Origin of the sequence: Alcanivorax borkumensis SK2, assembly GCF_000009365.1 — a bacterium.
Lineage (GTDB): Bacteria > Pseudomonadota > Gammaproteobacteria > Pseudomonadales > Alcanivoracaceae > Alcanivorax > Alcanivorax borkumensis.
Genome location: NC_008260.1, coordinates 1,192,648 through 1,215,062 on the forward strand (window position 1 = coordinate 1,192,648; position 22,415 = coordinate 1,215,062).

General features: G+C 55.3%; 21 protein-coding genes. 19 read left to right on the forward strand and 2 right to left on the reverse strand.

All coding sequences use genetic code 11. The features are described 5' to 3' along the window. Positions 1-139: 139 nt before the first annotated feature. The 8 genes from ABO_RS05440 to murB all read left to right on the forward strand — a co-directional run bounded on the left by ABO_RS05440 (position 140) and on the right by murB (position 8,612). Positions 140-2,362: a DNA internalization-related competence protein ComEC/Rec2 gene (locus tag ABO_RS05440; protein ID WP_144412627.1), complete on the forward strand. Its 2,223-nt coding sequence runs from the start codon at positions 140-142 to the stop codon at positions 2,360-2,362. A 30-nt stretch (positions 2,363-2,392) separates the two neighbouring features. Next, positions 2,393-3,022: a MotA/TolQ/ExbB proton channel family protein gene (locus ABO_RS05445; RefSeq protein ID WP_011588337.1), complete on the forward strand. Its 630-nt coding sequence runs from the start codon at positions 2,393-2,395 to the stop codon at positions 3,020-3,022. Continuing rightward, positions 3,019-3,444, forward strand: coding sequence for an ExbD/TolR family protein (locus tag ABO_RS05450; protein WP_011588338.1), 426 nt, complete (start codon positions 3,019-3,021; stop codon positions 3,442-3,444). Before ABO_RS05445 ends, ABO_RS05450 begins: the two co-directional genes overlap by 4 nt. Further along, positions 3,441-5,189, forward strand: coding sequence for a lipid A export permease/ATP-binding protein MsbA (gene msbA, locus ABO_RS05455; protein ID WP_011588339.1), 1,749 nt, complete (start codon positions 3,441-3,443; stop codon positions 5,187-5,189). Before ABO_RS05450 ends, msbA begins: the two co-directional genes overlap by 4 nt. A gap of 9 nt (positions 5,190-5,198) precedes the next feature. Continuing rightward, the gene (lpxK, locus tag ABO_RS05460) at positions 5,199-6,182 is read left to right on the forward strand and encodes a tetraacyldisaccharide 4'-kinase (RefSeq protein ID WP_011588340.1); all 984 of its coding nucleotides are present in this window, start codon (positions 5,199-5,201) and stop codon (positions 6,180-6,182) included. A gap of 161 nt (positions 6,183-6,343) precedes the next feature. Next, a complete protein-coding gene (gene kdsB, locus ABO_RS05465) occupies positions 6,344-7,099 on the forward strand; it encodes a 3-deoxy-manno-octulosonate cytidylyltransferase (protein ID WP_011588341.1) in 756 nt (251 codons plus the stop codon). Continuing rightward, the gene (locus ABO_RS05470) at positions 7,099-7,572 is read left to right on the forward strand and encodes a low molecular weight protein-tyrosine-phosphatase (RefSeq protein ID WP_011588342.1); all 474 of its coding nucleotides are present in this window, start codon (positions 7,099-7,101) and stop codon (positions 7,570-7,572) included. The genes kdsB and ABO_RS05470 overlap by 1 nt, the downstream gene beginning before the upstream one ends. Further along, the gene (gene murB, locus ABO_RS05475; protein ID WP_011588343.1) at positions 7,569-8,612 is read left to right on the forward strand and encodes a UDP-N-acetylmuramate dehydrogenase; all 1,044 of its coding nucleotides are present in this window, start codon (positions 7,569-7,571) and stop codon (positions 8,610-8,612) included. Before ABO_RS05470 ends, murB begins: the two co-directional genes overlap by 4 nt. 101 nt (positions 8,613-8,713) lie before the next feature. On the opposite strand, the gene rne is transcribed toward murB, so the two are convergent. After that, a complete protein-coding gene (gene rne / locus ABO_RS05480) occupies positions 8,714-11,938 on the reverse strand; it encodes a ribonuclease E (RefSeq protein ID WP_011588344.1) in 3,225 nt (1,074 codons plus the stop codon). A 622-nt stretch (positions 11,939-12,560) separates the two neighbouring features. Here rne and ABO_RS05485 point away from each other — a divergent pair. From ABO_RS05485 to sppA, 3 genes are read left to right on the forward strand one after another with little or no spacing between them, the layout of a single operon-like run. Then, positions 12,561-13,514, forward strand: coding sequence for an RluA family pseudouridine synthase (locus ABO_RS05485; RefSeq protein ID WP_011588345.1), 954 nt, complete (start codon positions 12,561-12,563; stop codon positions 13,512-13,514). Next, positions 13,511-14,200 (forward strand): HAD-IA family hydrolase, encoded by a 690-nt coding sequence (locus tag ABO_RS05490; protein WP_011588346.1) that lies wholly within the window; start codon positions 13,511-13,513, stop codon positions 14,198-14,200. The genes ABO_RS05485 and ABO_RS05490 overlap by 4 nt, the downstream gene beginning before the upstream one ends. After that, entirely contained in the window at positions 14,197-15,177 is a 981-nt protein-coding gene (sppA, locus tag ABO_RS05495) for a signal peptide peptidase SppA (protein WP_011588347.1), read from the forward strand. The genes ABO_RS05490 and sppA overlap by 4 nt, the downstream gene beginning before the upstream one ends. Positions 15,178-15,268: 91 nt before the next feature. On the opposite strand, the gene ABO_RS05500 is transcribed toward sppA, so the two are convergent. Beyond that, entirely contained in the window at positions 15,269-15,862 is a 594-nt protein-coding gene (locus tag ABO_RS05500) for a Maf family protein (RefSeq protein WP_011588348.1), read from the reverse strand. Between the two features lie 136 nt (positions 15,863-15,998). Here ABO_RS05500 and ABO_RS05505 point away from each other — a divergent pair, with 136 nt between their 5' ends. The 8 genes from ABO_RS05505 to pabC all read left to right on the forward strand — a co-directional run bounded on the left by ABO_RS05505 (position 15,999) and on the right by pabC (position 22,412). Further along, on the forward strand, positions 15,999-16,514 hold the full coding sequence (locus ABO_RS05505; RefSeq protein ID WP_011588349.1) for a YceD family protein: 516 nt from the start codon (positions 15,999-16,001) through the stop codon (positions 16,512-16,514). Positions 16,515-16,547: 33 nt separating this feature from the next. Next, positions 16,548-16,736: a 50S ribosomal protein L32 gene (gene rpmF / locus ABO_RS05510; RefSeq protein WP_011588350.1), complete on the forward strand. Its 189-nt coding sequence runs from the start codon at positions 16,548-16,550 to the stop codon at positions 16,734-16,736. 217 nt (positions 16,737-16,953) lie between these two features. Next, positions 16,954-17,970, forward strand: coding sequence for a phosphate acyltransferase PlsX (gene plsX, locus ABO_RS05515; RefSeq protein ID WP_041704922.1), 1,017 nt, complete (start codon positions 16,954-16,956; stop codon positions 17,968-17,970). Between the two features lie 118 nt (positions 17,971-18,088). Next, positions 18,089-19,018 carry an ACP S-malonyltransferase gene (gene fabD / locus ABO_RS05520; protein ID WP_011588352.1) on the forward strand — a complete coding sequence of 310 codons (930 nt, stop codon included), beginning with the start codon at positions 18,089-18,091 and terminating at the stop codon, positions 19,016-19,018. A gap of 2 nt (positions 19,019-19,020) precedes the next feature. Beyond that, positions 19,021-19,752, forward strand: a complete 732-nt coding sequence (fabG, locus tag ABO_RS05525) for a 3-oxoacyl-ACP reductase FabG (RefSeq protein ID WP_011588353.1) — start codon at positions 19,021-19,023, stop codon at positions 19,750-19,752. 186 nt (positions 19,753-19,938) lie between these two features. Then, positions 19,939-20,172 (forward strand): acyl carrier protein, encoded by a 234-nt coding sequence (acpP, locus tag ABO_RS05530; RefSeq protein WP_007149764.1) that lies wholly within the window; start codon positions 19,939-19,941, stop codon positions 20,170-20,172. A 189-nt stretch (positions 20,173-20,361) separates the two neighbouring features. Then, positions 20,362-21,600 (forward strand): beta-ketoacyl-ACP synthase II, encoded by a 1,239-nt coding sequence (fabF, locus tag ABO_RS05535; protein ID WP_035458431.1) that lies wholly within the window; start codon positions 20,362-20,364, stop codon positions 21,598-21,600. Then, positions 21,600-22,412 (forward strand): aminodeoxychorismate lyase, encoded by an 813-nt coding sequence (gene pabC / locus ABO_RS05540; RefSeq protein WP_011588355.1) that lies wholly within the window; start codon positions 21,600-21,602, stop codon positions 22,410-22,412. The genes fabF and pabC overlap by 1 nt, the downstream gene beginning before the upstream one ends. The last annotated feature ends 3 nt before the right edge of the window (positions 22,413-22,415 follow it).

Consider the following 22,415-nt stretch of genomic DNA (forward strand, 5'->3'; position numbering starts at 1 on the left):
GCGGGCGCTATTATGCCCGCATCATTAAAGAAGGCATACTGCCACAAAGGCGAGGAAAGGAATTGTTGTTCCTATAGCAGCGCTGATTTCGCCGTTTACATGGGGTTGTGATAGATAAAACCGCGGAGCAAGGATGCGAATGTGGTTAACGACCGCCGCTATCGTGGCGGGTTGCTGGCTGGGTGTATTGTGGCCACTACTGGTGTTAGCGGTTGTTGCAGCGGCTGGGATGTGGCGCTGTCGGGCCCTGTGGCTTGTGTGGTTAATAATTGGTTACGGTTTTGGCGTTTGGCAGCTGAATATAGGATTGATAAAGCGTCTGCCTGCTGATCAGGATCGGGCCGTAGTTAGCCTGCAGGGCGAAGTAGTGGATGTCCCGGTGACTCATCGTGAGTTTCGTTTTGGTCGCTGGCAATGGCGCCAGCAAATACTTTTTTTGGTGTGGGGAAGCGAGGAGTGGCCTGGAAAGCACCAAGTCGTGCTTAATAGCTATGCGCCGCCTGTGCTGCTGGGTGCGGGCGATCGGGTGAGGCTAACGGCGGAACTGAAGGTGCCGCGTGGCCTGTACAACCGCTTCGGTCCTGATCGCAGCCGTTCTGACCTCTCCGCGGGGATAGATGCCCGCGGTACCCTTAAGCAGATATCAGTGGAGGGGAATAACCGCGGTATTGCTGCCTGGCGTGAGCAGTTGTCTTACCGTGTGGAGGAGCGGGTCAGTGGTTCGCCCCTAGGCCAAGCAGTACTTCCTGCTCTGATCGTTGGCAATCGCTCCGGGCTGGAGGCGTCGCTGTGGCAAGCCTTCCAGGTAACGGGAGGCGCCCATCTATTGGCTATTTCCGGCCTGCATATCGCTATTGTGGCCGGCTGGTTCTGGTGGTTGGGCCGGGTGGTGTTTGCCCCGGTTCTTCAGGCGTTGATGCCGGTATTGCGGCGATACTCTCAGCAGCATCTGGCTTGGGTGCCAGCTCTATTAGCGGCAACGGGGTATGCCGCATTGGCGGGATTTAGCCTTCCTACGGTGCGGGCATTGGTCATGCTGATAGTGGTGGCGTTGGCGCAGTGGTGGCGAGTGCCGATTTCGCTGGGGCGAGCATTGGCGTTGGCCTTGCTGGTGGTACTCATGATCATGCCGCTGGCGGCGCTGTCAGAAAGCCTGTGGTTATCCTTCGGGGCGGTGGCATTTATTGCCATGTTAACCCGCAGTCATGGTTCTTGGCGGTTAATCATACTGCTGCCTGTGGTAATGACGATGGCCAGCGCTGGGTTGTTTCATCAATGGACACCCAGCGCACCGCTGGCCAATCTTATATTGGTTCCCTTATACACTGTGTTGGTCATCCCGGCAGCCTTGCTCGGGGCGTTGCTGGACCAAACTTGGTTGCTGCAAGCGGCTGCGACAGGCGTGGAATTGTCTGTGTGGGTGATGACTTGGTTGGCGAACCAGGGGATACCGTCATGGCTCATGCTTCCTTCTACAGTGTCGGGCATTGTGTTGATGTTTGGCTTGATGCTTCTGCTGATGCCATTTGTTCCTTTTCCCAGACGATTGTTGCCGTTCTGTCTATTACCCTGGCTGACACAGCAACCAGAGCCTCTGGCGTCGGGGGAGTGGTCGCTGACAGCTTTCGATGTGGGGCAGGGGCTAGCGGTGGCAATACGAACCCGCGAGCATTTGCTGATCTATGACGCTGGGCCGTCCTGGCCGGGTGGCAGTGTTGCGGCACAGAGCATATCACCGTGGCTGTCTGTCACGGGGCAGAAGGTGGATCGCATGCTGATTAGTCATGGTGACAATGATCATGCTGGTGGCTTGGTAGACTTGCCGTCTGCGGTTGCCTTATTCAGTGGTGAGCCGCATCGAGTACCCGGTAGCCATTTTTGTCGGGCGGGGGATCGTTGGTCGTGGGATGGCGTCTCGTTCACGGTACTGTGGCCCCGAGAAACGGGTCTAAAGAGTAATGCGGCCAGTTGTGTATTGCATGTCGATGGTCCCTTTGGGTCCGTGTTGCTGCCCGGCGATATTGGCGTTCAGCAGGAATATCATTTGCTTGGAACGTTGCCTTCGGTGGACCTGCTGGTGTTGGGGCACCATGGAAGTCAGTCCAGTACTAGCGCCGCGCTACTGCGGCAGTTACAGCCGCGCTTTGCTATCGTCAGTGCGGGTTACCGGAACCGGTTTAATCATCCTCATCCAGCGGTGTTGGGTCGGCTGGATAGCGCTGGCATCACCGTTCTGCGTACCGACAGAGATGGCATGATTGTGTTTCGGCAGGGGGGCGCAGATAATGTCCGGCTTATAACAAAATGGCGGCAAGCGTATGCCCGGCCTTGGCATGGGCCGGCCGTTTGGCGTCTCTGGTAATGTGATTTGTGCGAATGGGGAGAAGTTAAGGTGCAGGATCTTGTGCAGTCCGGAGGCTGGATGATGCTTCCGATCTTGATCTGTTCGGTGGTGGCGTTGGCTATTGTGGTAGAGCGCTTCTGGACCTTGCGGCCCAGTAAATTGGCACCGGCGGACACCGTGCCCCAAGTGCAGGCGTTGCTCAAGCGCGGTCTGCTCAACGAGAGCAACCTGGTAAAATTGCGTGACAGCTCACCGCTAGGGCGTATTCTGGCCACTGGCTTGGCCAATGCCCGACATGGTCGCGAAATCATGAAAGAAAGTATTCAGGAAAGTGCCACGGGAGTGGTGCATGAACTGGAAAAATTTCTCAGCACGCTGGGGTCTATTGCGGCCATTACCCCATTGCTAGGGTTGCTTGGTACCGTGGTCGGGATGATCGATGTGTTTGCGGCCATCATGATCCACGGTACCGGTGATGCGGCACAGTTGGCTGGCGGTATTTCTCAAGCATTGTTGACCACTGCTGCGGGCTTGGTTGTAGCGATTCCGGCCATTTTCTTTCATCGCTTCTTTGTACGTCGGGTGGAAGAAATCACTGTTGAGTTGGAGCAAAGCGCTGTTCACGTGGTGGATCTGGTGCACGGTGATCGTGAGGCAGAACCGGGGGACAAGGCGTGAAATTTCCCCGGCCCAGCCAGGAGGAAATTAGCGTTAACCTAACACCTTTGATTGATGTGGTGTTTTTGCTGCTAATTTTTTTCATGGTATCGACGACGTTCGATGATAAAACGCAACTGTCGATTACCCTGCCGGAAGCGGACGGGGTTCCCTTAGCGCAGATAAATGATCAGGTTGAAGTGACCATTACCTCCACCGGCGATTACTTGGTGAACGGTGAGAGGCTTACTGCCAGTGACAGCAATAGCCTACGCACTGCATTGTTACGGCTAGGCCAGGATAAAGTGAACTACCCCTTACAAATTTACGCGGATGCCAATGTGGCCTATCAAGCGGTCGTGCGTGTTTATGACGTGGCCGGGCAACTGGGTTTTGTTAAGCTATCGCTCACCACTCGCGAATCTCCTAACGAGGCACAATGAGTCAACCTATTCCCCCTGAGGACGTGTGGCCAACCTACAAGCGGCTACTGAGTTATGTTCGTCCTTACTGGTTTATGCTGGTTATCAGCGTTATTGGCTATGCGTTATATGCCGGCGCGCAAGCCGGGGCTGCCCAGCTGGCAGGGTATCTTGGGGATACCATTGTTAACCCAACCGATGCGCGGGTCTTGATCGTCTCTATTGCTCCTTTAGTGCTGGTGCTCTTCCAAGGGCTTGGCCAGTTCATGGGCAGTTATTCCATGAACTGGGTAGCTCAACAAATCGTCTACGTATTGCGCAATGATGTGTTCGAGCATGTTCTGAAACTTCCCCAGTCGGAATACCATCGCAACGCTTCCGGGCGCATCATGTCGAAGATTATCTTCGATGCCCAGCAGGTCACCAGTGCCGGTACGGATGCAATCATCGTGATTATTCGCGAAGGTCTGACGGTGATAGGGCTGTTCAGTTTTCTGCTATGGCAGAACTGGAAGCTGACGTTAATTCTGGTGACAGTGGTTCCTCTGATTGCACTGGTGATGAATATCACCAGTAAACGGTTCAGGAAAATTAGCCGTCGTATTCAGTCTTCCATGGCTAACATTACTCACTTTTTGGGTGAGGCCATTGAAGGCAGTGGCGAGGTGAAAATTTTTGGTGGCCAGGCTCAGGAGGCAGACCGTTTTCATAACGTAAGTCGTAGCTTTGCCAAACAGAACGTGAAACTCAACGCTAGCAAGATCGCAAGCACGGTGATCGTGCAATTGTTTGTGGCGGTGGGTATTGGCTTCATTACTTATTTGTATATTCACCTGATGGGCGAAGATCTTACGGTGGGGGGCTTTCTGTCTTATATCACCGCTGCCGGCATGATCCAAAAACCGCTCAAGCAGCTCACGGATGTGAATGTGAAGGTTCAGCGCGGTGTCACCGGTGCTGCCAGTCTGTTTGAGCTGCTTGATACTGAGCAGGAAACGGATACGGGTACCTATACTGTAGCGACCAAGGTTGACGGCAATATCGACTTTGAAGGGGTGAGCTTTGGTTATGATCCGGCCTCACCGGTGGTGCGTCAGCTCAACTTTGCGATCAAGGCCGGGGAAACTGTGGCGCTGGTGGGGCGCTCCGGAGCAGGCAAAAGTACCATTAGCGCGATGCTGCCGCGCTTTTTTGATCCAGACCAAGGCCGTATTTTACTTGATGGTATTCCCTTGCAGGAGTATCAGCTGAGCGAGTTGAGAAACCAGATTGCGATGGTGAGTCAGCGAGTTGTTCTGTTTAACGACAGCGTGCGTAACAATATTGCCTACGGTGAGCTACGCAGCTCAGACGATGCGTCCATCATAAAAGCAGCAAAGGACGCCCATGCCTGGTCCTTTATTGAGCAGCTTGAACATGGCTTGGATACCTTGTTGGGCCAAGACGGTGTGCAATTGTCCGGTGGTCAGCGTCAGCGCATTGCGATTGCGCGGGCGTTGCTCAAGGATGCCCCGGTTTTGATTCTTGACGAAGCGACCAGTGCACTGGACTCTGAGTCCGAACACCATATCCAGCAGGCGCTGGAGCAGGTGATGCAAGGCCGCACTACCTTGGTCATTGCCCATCGCCTGTCTACCATTGAAAAAGCGGATCGCATTATGGTGCTTGATCAAGGCCAGTTGATTGAGCAGGGTTCCCACCAGCAATTACTGGAAAAAAACGGGCTGTATACGCAAATGTACCGGATGAACTTTTCCGAGGAGTAATCGGGCGACATGGGGTCACTGAGCGAATGGGTTCAACAGGGTTGGTATAAGGGCAGTCCCTGGCTGGTTCCACTACGGCCTTTGTCGGCACTGGTGTCGTTTGAAGCTAGGCGCCGGCTACAACGGTTCAGAAAACAGCGACCGCGTCCTCCTGTGCCGGTATTGGTGGTGGGTAATATCACTGTGGGGGGGACAGGCAAAACCCCGTTGGTAATCGCTCTGGTAGAGGCTGCCCGCTCCAGGGGATTAAAGGTAGCAGTCGTATCGCGCGGGTTTGCGGGTAAAACTAACCATTACCCTCAGCATGTAACCGCTAGCAGCGATGCCTTGGATATGGGCGATGAACCTGTGTTGATTGCTCGCCGTACGGGCGTTCCGGTGGTGCTGGATCCTGATCGTCGTAATGCCCTGGATGTGGCTATCCGTGAATACGCCCCGGATTTGGTGATCAGCGATGATGGCTTGCAGCATTATGCCCTGCCGCGCAGCGCCGAAGTGGTGGTCGTGGATGCTCAACGCGGTCTGGGTAATGGGCGTTGTTTGCCGGAGGGGCCATTAAGAGAGCCTGCCACCAGGCTCAAGGAAGTGGATTTCGTTATCAGCACTGGCGGTGGCTGGGCCGGGGCTTATCCGATGATTATGCGCCCTTCAGGGGTCACCTGTCTGGCCGATAACCGTACCCTGACGCCTGATGATTTTCTGCGTCTTCATCCCCAGGTTCATGCGGTCGCCGGTATCGGTAATCCCAAGCGGTTTTTTAACCTGCTCAGTATTCTCGGTCTAAGTGCCACGCCTCACGTTTTCCCTGATCATCATGCCTACCAGCCGGCGGATCTGGCATTTACTGATGGGTTGCCGGTTTTGATGACGGAAAAGGATGCGGTGAAGTGCGCACCTTTCGCCGAGCCCCACTGGTGGTTTGTTCCGGTCACTGCGAGTTTGCCGGAAGGCTTGCTGGACCAGATGCTCGACCGAGCGCTAGGAAAAGAATAGCGACAAGCTTCATGCTGCAATGGGCCTTAGCTTTTGTTTTTAATTTGAAGTACGCAGTCCGTGCTCAATCCTTGGGCGAGACCCACGAAGCTTAAGAAACGATAGGCCTTTGCGAGTGTTGTGGCTTAATGCTTGGAGCTTGTGATAATGACGAGGTTTCAATGAGCTTTTACGTAGTTGTGCCGGCACGGTATGCGTCTACCCGTTTGCCGGGCAAGCCGTTGGCGGATATTGCCGGGAAAACCATGGTGGAGCGGGTGGCGCAGCGCTGCCAGCAAAGTGATGCTGATCAGATTTATGTGGCTACCGACGATCGTCGTATTGCCGATGTGCTGGGTGACACCGTGCCCGTGGTTATGACGCGAGAGGATCATCCTTCTGGGACAGATCGTCTTCAAGAGGTGGCTACAAAACTTGCCTTGGCCGACGACGACATTATCGTCAATGTACAGGGTGACGAGCCGTTAATCCCCCCTGCGGTGATCAATCAAGTGGCGGCAAACCTGGCGGCGAACCCGGACTGCCAGATGGCGACCCTGTGTGAAGCCATCGAAAATTCTGATGACCTATTTAATCCTAATGTGGTGAAAGCCGTCTTCGATAATAGGGGCAAGGCATTATATTTTTCCCGAGCGCCGGTGCCTTGGCACCGTGATGCCTTTGCCGATGGCCAACAAGATTTGTCGGGTGGGCAGTGGTGGAGGCATATCGGCATTTATGCATATCGGGTAGCTTTTTTGCATCAGTATGTGCAATGGCAGCCGGCGACACTGGAGAAGCTGGAGTCTTTGGAGCAGCTCCGCGCTATGGCCAATGGGGTAGCGATTCATGTGGAGCCTGCCTGTGAAGTGGTTCCTGGCGGTGTGGATACACAGACGGATCTTGAACGTTTGCGAGCCCAGCTGGGAGGCCAATAATGAGCGTGTCTGTGTTATTTGTTTGTCTCGGGAATATTTGCCGTTCGCCTACCGCTGAAGTGGTTTTTCGGACGCGAGTGAAGGCAGCTGGGCTTGAGGACCGTATTCACATAGATAGCGTTGGAACCGGTGATTGGCATATCGGTAAGGCGCCGGACCCGCGTACTCAAGAGGCGGCTTTGCGGCGAGGATATTCAATGGCGGCTTTGCGAGCACGGCAGGTCAGTCCTGCGGACTTTGCCAACTTTGATTGGGTGTTGGCCATGGATAACGCCAACCTAGCGGATCTTGAGGTTATGCGCCCGGCATCGTACCAAGGAACTCTCGCGCGGTTTTTGGATTTTGCAGACCACACTGGGGTGCAGGAAGTGCCCGATCCTTATTATGGCGGCGAAGACGGTTTCGACACGGTGTTGGACTTGATTGAAGAGGGTGCCGATGGATTGTTGCGCCGTGTGCGGGAGCAGCTGTGAGCGAGTCGGTACCACCAACCCACACTTTCACACAGATTGATGATGCGGATTTGACGGGGCTGAACACCCTAGGCCTGCCGGCCCGGGCTCAACGTTTAGCTCGTCCGACTACTTTGGATGCGTTGTCTCAGGTCTTGGCAGAGCGAAATCCCGCTGAGCCGCTTTTTGTGATCGGCGAAGGCAGTAATTTGGTGATTTGCTCTGATCTGCCGGGCTTGACGTTAAGCTTAGCAATCGATGGCATGTCCCTGGTTAAGCAAGATAATACGCATGTGTGGGTCGCTGCGGGCGCGGGTGTGCATTGGGATGATTTGGTGGCCTGGACCGTGGAGCAGGGTTGGCAGGGGTTGGAAAACTTATCTCTGATTCCCGGCACGGTAGGGGCTGCGCCTTTTCAGAATATTGGCGCCTATGGTGTAGAGCTGTCACAGTTGCTTGAGCAGGTGACGGTGATGGATGTGGTTACCGCTCAAGTAACGCACTTTGCTGGCAATGAATGTGAATTTGCTTATCGCGATAGCCGTTTCAAAAGCCGAGACCGTGGCCGTTATATCATTACCGGCATTGAGCTGCGTCTGAATAAAATGCCGCAGTGTAATGTGAGTTACGGGCCGCTTAAGGCCCGCTTTGGGCACTTGTCGCAAGCAGATATTCTCCCCGCCGCGGTTCGCGAGCATGTGATTGCGGTGCGCCAGAGTAAGCTGCCGGCTCCTGATGTGTTGGCTAACGCAGGGAGTTTTTTTAAAAACCCGGTGGTAACAAAAGAGCGGGGGGATGCGTTAAAGAGGCGCTTTGCGGATTTGGTGGCGTATACGCAACCGGATGGTGTGAAGCTGGCAGCAGGATGGTTAATCGAGCAGGCCGGCTGGAAGGGAAAACGGTTGGGACCAGTTGGTATGCATAGCGAGCAAGCGCTGGTGTTGGTCAATCACGGTAATGCTACCAGTGCGGATGTCATTGCGTTGGCAGAGGCTGTGTGTGCTGATGTGCAGGAGAAATTTGGTGTTGCGCTAGAACAGGAGCCAGTGTTGTTGCCATAGAGGCATGGCGGTGGTTAATTCCAGCATATTATAGCTGGAGCAAAGAATGGACCCACAAAAAAGCCCGCTATAAAGCGGGCTTTTTTGTGGGTGGGATTTCCTCAGTCGTCTGAAGGAGATTCCGTTTGTTGCGCCTTGGCAGTGGCTTCCTGAGCAGCGAGCTGCTCACGGCGGCGTTGGCGCGGGTCGTTGCTGGCTCGGCCCTGTTCCGCGGCGGCCGGCTTAGCTTCTGCTTTGACGGCTTTCACTTCGGTGGCACGGCTGGGTAGCTCATTGCTGGCCGGTGCTGGTTTGGGCTTTTCTTCTACCTTGGGCGCCGGAGCGACAGGGGTAGGTTTGTAGCCTGGAGAGCGCGGGTCATTGCTGGCACGGCTTGGTGCTGCCGGCTCGGCGGTGACCGGTTTTTCCTCTGACTTATTTTCTTCAGCTGGCTTGGCCGGAGCTGGAGTTTGGGTCGGTGCGGCTGTTGCCGGTTGAGCGGCTACTGGAGCGGCGTTGGTGGTTGCCGCTTGCTGTGGCGCAGAGGGCGCCGGCTTGTCGTCAGTGCTGGCCGCTTTGGGGGTATCAGCTTTGGGCTGCTGAGGCGTGCTGTCGGCGGTCGGGGTCGGTTGTTCCTGCGCCGGAGCAGCGGTGGTGGTGTCGCTGGCTGTGGGCTGAGCGCTGGCGGGTTTGTCGTCCTCGACTTTTGGTGCGGCGGTGGTTTGCGCAACCGGGGCTTTGGTGACGGGCGGTTGTTCAGCAGCAGGTTGCTGTACCTTGGCCGGAGCAACGGTTTGTTCCTGCTTCGGTTCAGCTGCGGCTTGCGGTTGGTTGGTAACGGGTGATTGCTCGTTGAGCGGTGCCGTCTTGTCTGTCGCTGCCTTTTTGGGGGTATCGTCGCGCTTCGCTTGTGCGGAAGGTTCCTGCGCCGGTACCAGCTTGGTCGCCGGGTGACCTTCGTCATCCACAGGTGCCGGCTGTTCGTTGCGTGGCGGCTTAGGGGCCGCAGTGCGCTGAGCTTTGGCCGGTTGAGCTACGCCACCATCGCTGTTGTTAGCTTTGTTGGGGCGCTGTCGCTCGCGCAAGGGACGGTTGTCCTTGGCATCGGTGCGGCGGGGGGCTTTCGGGCCCTTGTCGCTGCTTTTGCTGTCAGCACCATCAGCGGCGTTATCCTGTTTACGGGTGCGCGGCTTGGCTCCTTCGCTTACCTTGCTATCAGGCTTGTTGTCGTTACGGTTACCGTTTCGGTTGTCATTGCGACCTTCGCCACGGCTGTCGTTGTTGCGATTGTTACGACGGTTGTCATTGCGACCACGGCGCTCGTTACGGTTGCCGTCATCCTTGGTATCGGCTCGGCCATCGTTGCGGTTGTCGGCAGCGCGATTGTCCGCTTGACGGTTATCATTCTTGCGACCGCTATCTTTGTCGTTTTGACGCTTGTTGCGGGTGTTGCGATTGTCGTTATCACCGGCTTTGCCGCCATCACGCTTGTTGCGGTTATCGTTCTTAGCGCGGTTATCGCTGTTATTACTGTCGTTGCGGTTGTTGCCGCCACGGCCACGATTGTTTTGTTGCTGGCGAGGCTTGTTGTCGCTTTTGCGTTGGGGGGCGTCTTTCTTCGCCTTGGCTGGTTTGGGTTCGGCGGTGAACACTTGAGCCAACCAAGAGAATAGGCGGGCAAGCAATCCCAGATTTTGCACTTGCGCAGTCGGGGCCGCGACGACCGGTTTGGGCGGCGGCGGGGCAGTATCCGGTGCCATTAGTCTGACGGCCGGCTCTTGGGTTTTAATTTCAGTGTCTTGAGCGGAAGCAATATCTGCATCCTTGGTGCCTTCCAGCAGATCCATCTCATGGCTCAGCTGGGTGGACGTTTGGTCATCTCGGATGCGTTCCACTTCAAAGTGGGGCGTGTCCAGGTTCTGGTTGGGGATAATGACTACCCGCACTTTGTGGTTCTTCTCAATGGCGCGTAGCGGATCACGCTTTTCATTGAGTAGGTAGGTGGCCACGGCTACTGGTACTTGGGCTTGGATTTCGCCGGTGCGCTCTTTCATCACTTCTTCTTCGATAAGACGAAGGATGCTCAGCGCCAGGGACTTCACATCACGGATGTGGCCTTGGCCATCACAACGCGGACAAACGATACTGGACGTTTCACCCAGGCTCGGGCGCAGGCGCTGACGGGACAGCTCCAATAAACCAAACCGGGAGATGCGGCCTAACTGGATGCGGGCACGGTCTGCTTCCAGGGCATCGCGCATGCGATTTTCCACGTCGCGCTGGTTGCGTGCCGGGCCCATGTCGATGAAATCCACCACGATCAGGCCGCCGATATCACGCAGGCGCAGCTGGCGGGCAATTTCTTCCGCCGCTTCCAGGTTGGTCTGCAGAGCGGTCTCTTCGATGTCTGCGCCTTTGGTGGCGCGGGAGGAGTTGATGTCGATGGACACCAAGGCCTCTGTCGGGTCGATCACGATTGAGCCACCGGAGGGTAACTTCACTTCCCGCTCAAAGGCGGTTTCGATTTGAGACTCAATCTGGAAACGGGAGAACAGTGGGGTTTCGTCGTCGTACAGTTTGATTTTGTGCTGGAAGTCCTGCATTACCTGCTGAACGAAACCTTGGGCTTCATCATAAACTTTCTTGGAATCGATCAGGACTTCGCCGATATCTTTGCGCAAGTAGTCACGAATGGCGCGGATGATAACGTTGGATTCCTGATAGATCAGGAAAGGTGCCTTGCGATCCTGTGAGGCATCGTCGATGGAGGTCCACAGTTTCAGTAGGTAGTTCAGGTCCCACTGTAATTCCTCAGCACTGCGGCCCAGCCCAGCGGTGCGCACGATAACCCCCATTTCGTCGGGGATGTTCAGGGCGCCTAGGGCTTCTTTCAGCTGAGCCCGCTCTTCCCCTTCGATACGGCGGGAAATGCCGCCGGCGCGAGGATTATTGGGCATTAGCACCAAATAGCGACCCGCCAAGCTAATAAAGGTGGTGAGGGCGGCGCCTTTGTTGCCCCGCTCTTCTTTGGCCACCTGGACAATAACTTCTTGGCCTTCCTTGATGACTTCCTTGATGTTAATGCGGCCCTGGATGTCCTTGGGATCTTTTTGGAAGTACTGGCGGGAAATTTCTTTGAGGGGAAGAAAGCCATGGCGCTCTGCGCCAAAATCCACAAAGGCGGCTTCCAGGGACGGTTCTACCCGGGTGATCTTGCCTTTATAAATGTTGGCTTTTTTTTGTTCCCGCGTGCGGTGTTCGATATCCAGGTCATACAGACGTTGTCCGTCGACCAGTGCCACCCGTACTTCTTCAGGGTGAGTGGCGTTAATAAGCATACGTTTCATGGTGTTACCACAAGTTTGTGGTGGCATGAGGCAGGGCCGGGTATAACCGGTAGCAGACCAAGGGGAGTGCTGTGGCAGGCATGTCACGGGTAGGGCGGGCGCACGCTGAGCGTGTGGATCGCTTTCCTTGGTGATCGTATTGCCTGAGTTAGCGGCTCTCCGAGTTGTGTGCAATGTTTAGTGCGTAATCATGCTGGCAGTTGGCCAGTCTGTAATGCTTCACGCGATTGCCGTGGTTATCATCACACAGCAATGTGTAAACTCTTGTCTGTCTGTTTTCCAGGTCGTTTGACCAGCGCTGCAGGCCACCATCGTTAATGTTCAGGGCCCGTTTTCGGGCGCTGTAAATGGGTCTTCTGCAGCGTAAGCCCAGTTCCGTATAGGGTATTTCCCGTGTGGAAGGTGGGCCTGACGCTTTTTCTGTGACCGTGTGGCGGGCTCTGTCTTCATCGGCTGTAGCCGGAGAGGGCCGAACGGCGAATGTTCGCTGCGCGTCACCGTTGCCTATTTCAGGTCGACGCTTGACTATAGCAATAAAAGGCCAGTGGGATCAATCAGATAGATTGCTGGTATCGCTTGGTCAGATGCAGACATTTCCTCCGATCGCGCTTAGAATCGCGCCATGTCAGAAGATACCCCCGCAGCGAACAGGGTGACGTTTGTCACCATTGATGAAGGCCGGCACGGTCAGCGCCTGGATAATTTCTTGTTTACTCACCTTAAAGGTGTGCCCAAGTCTCGAGTTTACCGGATTATCCGGTCCGGAGAGGTGCGGGTTAACAAGGGGCGAGCCAAGCAGACCACCCGACTGTGTACTGGCGATGTGGTGCGTGTCCCGCCCATTCGCACCAGTGACTCCACCGCGCCTGCGGCGGTGAGTGAGGGCTTGGCTGAGCGTCTGCGCCGGGCCTGTGTCTATGAAGATGATCAGTTATTTGTTTTTAATAAACCTGCGGGCTTAGCGGTGCATGGAGGCAGTGGCGTCAGCCTGGGCTTGATTGAAGCGTTGCGGGTGATGTTCCCGCAAGAGCGGGAGCTGGAGCTGGTGCACCGACTGGATCGCGATACCAGTGGTTTGATCATGGTGGCCCGTCGGCGCTCGTTTCTGCGTAAACTGCAGCGCTTGATGCAGGGCGGCCAGATTGAAAAACGTTACTGGCTTCTCTGCCAAGGGTTTAAGGGTAAGGAGCGCACGCTGGATGCGCCCTTATTGAAAATGATGAATGGCAATGAGCGTATCGTCAGAGTATCGCGTGAGGGCAAACCCTCTGTGACGCATTTTCGCCTCCTTGAGCGGTTTGCTCAGGCGCAGCTGGTGGAGGCTACCCTGGAAACCGGCCGCACCCACCAAATTAGAGTGCATAGTCAGTTTGGGGGCTTTGCACTGCTGGGTGATAGCAAGTACGGCATCGCTAAAGGGGAGGCGTTGTTGGCTGAAATTGGCCGCCGCCGGCTCTGCTTACATGCCCGAACTCTGGTTTTTGTGCACCCGAATACGGGTAAAAGGCTGACGGTTACCGCGCCGCTGGATGATGACTACGAGGCCATTTTGACTGCCCTGAGGAGCAAACCATGAGTGTTGTTCGCCCCTACGACCTGGTGATTTTTGATTGGGACGGCACAGTGATGGATTCCACGGGGCGCATTGTGAGCTGCATGCAGCTGGCAGCGGTGGACATGGCGTTGCCGTCATTGGCTGATTCGGTAGTTTGCAGCATTATTGGGCTAGGGTTGCCGGAAGCAATCGCTACACTCTATCCGCAGCTGGATGATGCTGGCATTGTTGCCATGCGTGATCGTTATGCGTTTCATTTTATTGCCGCCGAGCAGACACCCAGTGCCCTTTATCCGGCTGCTGAGCAGGTTTTGATTCACCTGCGTGAGCAGGGTCTTAAGCTGGCAGTGGCAACCGGAAAGAGTCGCAAGGGGTTGCAGAGGGTGTGGGGCAATACCGGCCTAGAACGTTATTTTGATGCTTCCAGATGCGCCGACGAAAGCCATTCTAAGCCGCACCCAGCCATGGTGCTGGAACTGCTGGAGGCGATGGCAGTGCCTGCTGAGCGGGCCGTGGTGGTGGGTGACACCACCTATGATCTGGAGATGGCCCGTGCTGCTAGGGTAGACCGCATAGGGGTGAGTTATGGTGCGCATCCAGTTGAGCAGTTGCTCCCATGCGAGCCCTTGGCGGTGATCGATCGTTTGGACCATTTGTTGCCGCTAGTGGGGTTGGCAGCGTCTGAATTTGTAATGGAGAGCGTATGACTATGAATAATCAGCCATCTTCTCAGCCCCCTCAGAATGAGCGGGAATGGAAGCTGATAGAGAAATTACTGGGCCAGGCCCAAGATGAGCAGCGTAAATCCCGTCGTTGGGGTATTTTCTTCAAGGCCCTGACCTTTGTGTATCTGTTTACCTTGTTGGTGATAGTGATTCCGGGCAAAACCGGTTCTGCTGTGACCATGGCGGAAGCCCATGTGGGGATCGTAGATGTGAACGGCGTGATTGCGCCGGATCAGGAGGCGAGTGCGGACTTGATCGTCACCGGCTTAACGAGAGCCTTTGAAGCGGAAAACACCACCGCCGTTCTATTGAAAATCAACAGCCCAGGTGGCTCACCAGTACAATCTAATCAGGTGTACAACGCCATCAAGCGGCTGCGGGCTGAATACCCGGAAAAGAAACTGTATGCGGCGATTACCGATGTGGGTGCCTCTGGGGCGTACTTTATTGCCTCCGCTGCAGATGAAATCTATGCGGACCCGGCCAGCATTGTAGGTTCCATTGGCGTGATCATGGCTGGCTTTGGGCTGGAGCAGGCGGCCGACAAACTGGGTGTGGAGCGCCGTGTGTTTACCGCTGGCGAAAACAAGGATTTGATGGATCCGTTTTCACCGGTGAAGCCGGCCCATCGCAAACACGTACAAACCATGCTGGATGATATTCATCAGCAGTTTATTGCGGCGGTGAAGAAGGGGCGCGGCAATAGGTTGAAAGTTGATGGGCATCCAGAATTGTTTTCCGGCTTGTTCTGGACTGGCGAGCGGGCTATGGATTTGGGTCTGATTGATGGACTAATGAGCCCGGGGCAGGTGGTTCGCGAAGTGGTAGGCGAGGAGGAGATGCTCAACTACAGTGCCAGCCGCTCTCCTATGGAAGAGTTTATTCGCCGTTTTGGGGTTTCCATTGGCGAAGGCGTGGCTACGCAGCTGGGGTTGAGTGCATCGCCGGTGATTCGTTAATCATAATGGCGAGAAACGAGAAGAGACGCGTTCCGAAACCCCAAGGGCGTTCGGTTCCCGCCTCTTCCCTTTATAGAATAGAGGCAGCTGGTTATAGGGGCAGCTGAACGCCTTCTGCAGCCAGAAATTCGGTTAATATAATTAAAGGCAGGCCTACCAGTGTATTCGGGTCGCGTCCTTCCAAGGCTTTGAACAGCACAATGCCGAGGCCCTCGGATTTGAAGCTGCCAGCACAATTCAGGGGCTGTTCGATGTCCACGTAGCGTTCAATCTGCGCTGGTTTCAAGGTGCGGAACTGCACATGGAAAGGGTCACAGACCACTTGGCTACGGCCAGTGGCGGTATTGAGCAGGCACAAACCCGTCAGGAAACTGACCCGCTTGCCGCTGGCGGCGCTGAGTTGACGAATAGCGGTGTCGCGGTCGCCGGGTTTGCCCAGTACTTGATTGCCAATAACGGCAACCTGGTCGGAGCCGATAATTAGCGTGTTCGGGTGTTGGTCTGCGAGGGCCAGCGCTTTTTCCCGGGCCAGGCGCATTACCAAGGCGGTAGGGCTTTCATCCTCATGCCGGGATTCGTCGATATCCGGGCTCTGGTGGATAAAATCCAGTTTCAGCTTGTCTAATAGTTGGCGCCGAAACGGCGATGAAGAGGCGAGTAACAGGGTAGGTGTCTGGTCAGTCATAGGGGTCTCCGCGCTTTGCGGGGGCAAGTGTAAGGATTATTTTTTCATGACGCACGAAAAACCCTGTTGACTCAGGTGTTTAGTGCCTCACATTAACTTTGACAGCGGGGCCTCGCGGCCCTAGAATTGCGCGCTTATGTTTTCAGGGCAACTGCCACAGTTCCTCGATCCTCGCAAATATGCGGATCAAGGTCGCATCGTTGAAGGCCAGCTTACCGTTGGAGACCTGCCACGCCTGCAGGAATACCGCGATAGCTTGGACCAGCCAGTAGCAATATCGCTGGCGTTCGATCGTGATGATGAGGGGCATCGGCGTATCGAGGGCGAGGTTAGCACCGTATTGGTGCTGCCATGTCAGCGCTGCCTGGAGCCAGTGAGTTATTCTATTACTGCCCATATCGATGTGGCGTTGGTTTGGAATGAGGATCAGGCCAAGGCATTGCCGGGGCGACTGGATCCTTGGTTGGTTGGCGAAGAACGCATGGTTCTTACCGATCTAATCGAAGAGGAGCTGTTGCTGGCTATGCCACTGGTGGCTCTGCATGACTCTTGCCCGACAGCTTTACCGCAGGACAGCGGTAAACCTGAGAAACACGAAAACGCGGATAATCCTTTTGCCGTGCTGGCCAAATTAAAAGGTCAAGGCAAGTAAATTCAGGCTGAATAAACGCCCGAGGAGCTCGAAATGGCTGTTCAAAAGAACCGTAAAACCCGTTCAAAGCGTGGCATGCGCCGCTCTCACGATGCGCTGCCTGCCGCTGCGCTGACTGAAGATAGCAACACTGGTGAAGTGCACCGTCGTCACCACATTTCTCCGGATGGCATGTACCGTGGCCGCCAGGTGATCAGTCAGGGTGATTCTGACGACGAATAAGTTGTATGAAAATGGGAGCTGCGGCTCCCGTTTTTCTGTGCCGGTCTGGCCTTGCGCTGCCCTTATTGTGCAGTAACAGCCCAGTTTCAGTGGCGCACTGAAATCCTCCTTCGGGAGGATTTTTTGTAAGTGGATTTGTGGTTGAAGGCGGAGAATATGTTACCGCCGAACGTTTTTTGTCAGAATGCCTCCAAATTTGAATATAAGGAAGCAGCCCATGCCGGTTGTGACGCTAGCAGTGGATGCCATGGGGGGCGATCACGGCTTGTCCGTAACAGTGCCCGCCGTGGCAGCCATGCTGTCTCGCCATGAGCACATGCACATTATCTTGGTTGGCCAACTTGAACCGTTAACTAGCGCCTTGTCTCAGGCTAATATCGCTGATCACCCGCGTATTACCGTTCAGCCAGCCACGGAAGTGGTGGCAATGGATGATCCCGTCGCCGTTGCTCTGCGGCAAAAGAAGGACTCGTCCATGCGTGTGGCCATCAATATGGTCAAGGAAGGGCGTGCCCAGGCAGCGGTCAGCGCCGGCAATACTGGTGCCTTGATGGCGGTGAGCCGTTTTGTGTTGAAAACCCTTCCCGGGGTAGATCGCCCCGCCATTTGTACGGCTATTCCCACGGCCAATGGCCATTGTCACATGCTCGACTTAGGCGCCAATGTGGATTCAGAGCCCGCGCACTTGCTGCAGTTTGCCTTGATGGGGCAGGCGGTGGTGCGTGCTGTTGATGGGGTGGAGCATCCTCGTGTGGCGTTACTGAATATTGGTGAAGAAGACATCAAGGGTAACGAGCAGATTAAGGAGGCGGCAGGGCTGTTGCGTGAAGCCCAAGGTCTCAACTATGTGGGCTTCGTGGAAGGTAATGGCATCTTTTCAGGCGAGGCCGATGTGGTGGTGTGTGATGGTTTTGTTGGTAATGTCTCGCTAAAAACCATGGAAGGTGTAGCCAAAATGATTGGCAACATGTTGCGCCAAGAAATCAAACAGTCCTGGCTGCGCAAACTATGCGGCTTGTTTGCGTTGCCGGTGTTGATTGGGCTCAAAAAGCGCATGGACCCGGATCACTATAATGGCGCCAGCCTTGTTGGCCTGCGTGGCGTGGTGGTGAAGAGCCACGGTGGTACCAGCAAGGAAGGTTTTGCCTGTGCGCTGGAAGTGGCTCAGCTGGAGGCGCGCCGTAACGTACCGTCCTTGATTAGTGATGCACTGGGTCAGCCCGGCACTCACTAAATTATGCGTCGGGGCTGGCTGGCCCCGAATGTCTATTCATACTTTGTTTCAGGCCTGACCGGACAGCGAAAGCGAAAGCCGGCATACTGCGGCCTGCCTATTTTCAAGGGGATGTTGCATGTCCAAGACAGCCTTTATTTTTCCTGGCCAAGGGTCTCAGGGCCTGGGGATGCTCAGTGAGTTCGCCGAACGTCCGGCGGTGAAGCAAACCTTTCAGGAAGCCTCTGGTGCGCTGGATCAGGACCTCTGGGCGTTAGCCCAAGAAGGGCCAAAAGAAGCGCTCAATCAGACAGAAATCACTCAGCCTTTACTGCTGACCGCAGGCGTTGCCCTGTGGCGTTTGTGGGAACAGAGCGGTGGCCCACGGCCGAATGTGTTGGCAGGGCATAGCCTGGGTGAGTACACGGCGCTGAGTTGCGCCGGAGTCATTAATCTGGGTGATGCCGTGCGGCTGGTGCGTACTCGTGGCCAGTTGATGCAGCAGGCCGTTGGCCAGGGTGAAGGCAGCATGGCTGCCATTCTCGGGTTGGATGATGATCAGGTTCGCAGCGCTTGTGAGCAGGCAGCTCAGGGCGGCGTTGTTGAGGCTGTCAATTTTAATGCGCCAGGACAGGTGGTTATTGCCGGTTCAGCGGATGCGGTTGAGCGGGCTATTGCAGCCTGTAAAGAGGCTGGTGCGAAACGTGCCATGGCGCTTCCGGTCAGTGTGCCGTCCCATTGTGCGTTGATGAAACCTGCCGCTGCACAGCTTGCCGATACCTTGAGTGATACCCGTTTTCACGCGGCGGAAATGCCGGTGATCAATAATGTGGATGTGGCCATGGAAACGGATCCGGAGAAAATTCGTGATGCGTTGATTCGCCAACTTTATTCACCGGTGCGCTGGGTGGAAACCATTCAGGCACTGCAAGAGCAGGGTGTTGGTCATCTTTATGAGTGTGGCCCGGGCAAGGTTTTGTGTGGTTTGGTGAAACGCATTGACCGGGAATTGGCCGCTCGTCCGCTGGAAACAGAGGCAGCTTTCACGGCTGCTCTGCAAGGAGAATAAGCATGTCAGACAAGAAAGTGGCACTGGTAACCGGCGCTAGCCGGGGCATCGGCCGGGCGATTGCCGAACAACTGATTGCGAATGGTTTTTTTGTGGTTGGCACGGCTACTACTGACAAAGGGGCTGCCGCCATTGGCGATGCGTTGGGCGAAAACGGTGCCGGCAAGAGGCTTGATGTGGCAGACAAGACGTCGGTGGACGCCACCCTCAAGAGCATCAACGAAGAGTTTGGTGCTCCTTTGGTGTTGGTGAATAACGCGGGTATTACCCGCGATAACATCATGCTTCGGATGAAGGAAGATGAATGGGATGATGTGATCAATACTAATCTCAATTCCCTTTATCGTGTTAGCAAGGCATGCTTGAAAGGCATGACGAAAGCGCGTTGGGGCCGGATTATCAATATCAGCTCGGTGGTCGGCACCATGGGTAACGCAGGGCAAGCCAATTACGCGGCCGCTAAAGGCGGCGTAGAAGGTTTCTCAAGGGCATTGGCCCGCGAGCTTGGCTCACGTAACATTACGGTGAACTCTGTTGCTCCGGGCTTTATTCAAACGGACATGACAGAGGCGCTGCCAGAAGCCCAGAAAGAGGCCCTACTGCAGGGAATTCCCTTGGGGCGCTTGGGGCAGCCGGCGGAGATTGCCAGTGCGGTTGCTTGGCTGGCCAGTGAGGGCGGTGGTTATGTCACGGGAACCACTTTGCACGTCAATGGGGGCATGTTTACCGGGTAGCTCAAAAAGTGGGCACCCGAGGGTTTCTGGGAAGGCTGTCTAATTGACTGTTTTTGCAGAAGAAAATATTTGGAAAAACTTCAAGGAAAGGCATCGGTCTAGTCGGCTTGCAACCGCAAACAGCGTTCACCTAGAATAGCCGCTGACAGGTGCTAGCACACCATTAATCAGGAGAGTAATACGATCATGAGCAGCATCGAAGAACGCGTAAACAAAATCATCGTTGAGCAACTGGGTGTTAAGCCGGAAGACGTAAAATCAGAAGCGTCCTTCGTTGAAGATCTGGGTGCAGACTCCCTGGATACCGTTGAGCTAGTGATGGCCCTGGAAGAAGAATTTGAAACCGAAATTCCGGATGAAGAAGCTGAGAAAATCAGCACCGTCCAGTCCGCTGTGGATTATATTAAAGCACACAGCTGATTTCGGTTGATCGAATAACAAAAAAGCCGCAGGTTCAATGAGCTTGCGGCTTTTTTGTGGCCAGAATATTTGCCGTAACAAGTGACGTTTTCTTACATTACGGCAGCCAGTTAATGGGCCGGTTGTAGTAGTCTTGTTGCATTAAGGCCTTTAAATGGCGCCAAAAAACATGGATTTGGGAGGTATTGGGTGACGTCACGTCGAGTCGTTATTACAGGGTTGGGAATGCTCACGCCGCTTGGAGTCGATGTGGCTTCTACTTGGGAAGGCATCAAGGCGGGTAAAAGTGGCATTCGCAATATCGAGCACTTTGATACGGAGCGCTTTGCTACCCGTTTTGCTGGCCTGGTGCCTGACTTTGATATTTCCGAATACTTGTCCCCCAAAGATGCCCGCAAGATGGACATTTTTGTTCAGTACGGTTTGGTGGCGGCTATTCAGGCTGTGCGTGATGCGGGCTTGGACATGGAAAAGGAAGACGCCGAACGCGTTGGTGCCGCTATTGGCTCGGGCATTGGAGGCCTCACCTATATCGAAGAAAACCATCGTAAACTGCTCGATTCCGGTCCGCGTAAGCTGTCGCCCTTCTTTGTGCCCGGCACCATTATTAATATGATCGCAGGTAATCTGGCGATCATGTACGGGATGAAAGGGCCGAACTTTGCCACGGTAACAGCGTGCACCACAGGCACCCACAATATAGGGTTTGCCGCCCAGCAGATTATTCTGGGGCAGGCGGATGTGATGGTTGCTGGCGGGGCAGAGAAAGGATCTTCACCATTGGGAGTAGGTGGTTTTGCCGCTGCACGTGCATTATCTACTCGTAACGATGACCCACAAGCAGCTAGTCGCCCCTGGGACAAAGATCGCGATGGCTTTGTGCTGGCTGATGGCGCTGGTGCGGTTGTGCTAGAAGAGTACGAGCACGCCAAGGCCCGTGGTGCCACCATCTATGCGGAGCTGGTAGGTTTTGGCATGAGTGATGATGCATACCACATCACTTCTCCGGCAGCGGGCGGCGACGGAGCCATGCGTGCCATGCGCAACGCCCTGCGCAATGCCGGGGTTGAGCCGGATCAGGTGGATTACATCAATGCCCACGGCACCTCCACGCAAATGGGTGATGTGGCCGAAGCGATGGCGGTGAAAACCCTGTTTGGTGATCATGCCTACAAATTGGCGGTGAGCTCCACCAAGTCCATGGTCGGGCATTTGCTGGGTGCGGCGGGGGCCGTGGAAGCGATTTTCTCCATTTTGGCCATGCGTGATTCGGTGGCTCCGCCTACCATCAATCTGGATAACCCGGATGAAGGGTGTGACCTGAACTTCGTGGCAAATCAGGCTCAGGAACGCACCATCAACTACGCGCTGTCCAATTCCTTTGGTTTTGGTGGTACTAACGGCACCTTGCTGTTCAAGAAGGTGTAATGCCACTAGACCCCCGTGATCGCGGCCTCGCTTACGGAGATGGTGTGTTTGAAACCGTGCGAGTGACCGCCTCCGGCAAGTCGCCATTGTGGGCTCGCCATCGCGCCCGCTTGTATGGTGGGCTACAAACGCTGGGCATCGCACAACCCTCCGAGTCTACATTGCAGGCAGCACTGGATGCTGGCGTTGCGGCGCTAGGTGGCGAGCCGGGGGTAGTCAAACTCACGGTTACCCGTGGCGTGGGTGGCAGGGGCTATTTGCCACCGCAATCGGCGCAGCCTACGGTTCTGTGGCAGACGAGCACTTTGCCAGAGTGGTCTGAGCGACAACGCCGTGAAGGGTTAGCGCTGGGATTGTGCCAGACTCCTTTGTACCCTGATCCGTTGGCGGGCTACAAACACCTTAACCGCCTTGCACAGGTAATGGCCCGCCGTGAAGTGGCACAGCAAGGGTGGGACGAAGGATTGCTACTCAGCACCCGTCGTCAGCCCTTGGAGGCTACGTCCATGAATCTCTTTGCCCGCTTCGCCGATCACTGGTGGATGCCTGATTTGGCTGCAGCGGGTGCCGGTGTGGAGGGCGTTATGCAAGGCCACTTGCGTGATACGCTGCGCCATGGCGGTGAAAAAGTGGTCTGCGATCTGCGGCCACTGTCACAGCTGCGTACTGCCGAAGGCCTGTTTTTGTGTAACAGTGTTGTCGGCGTGCTCGCGGTGCGTAAACTGGCGCAATGGCATTGGCCGGTGTTGGCATCGGTCCGGGAACTGCAACAGTCGACAGAAACCTTTTTGGCCGGCTCACTGAAGGGCTAATAA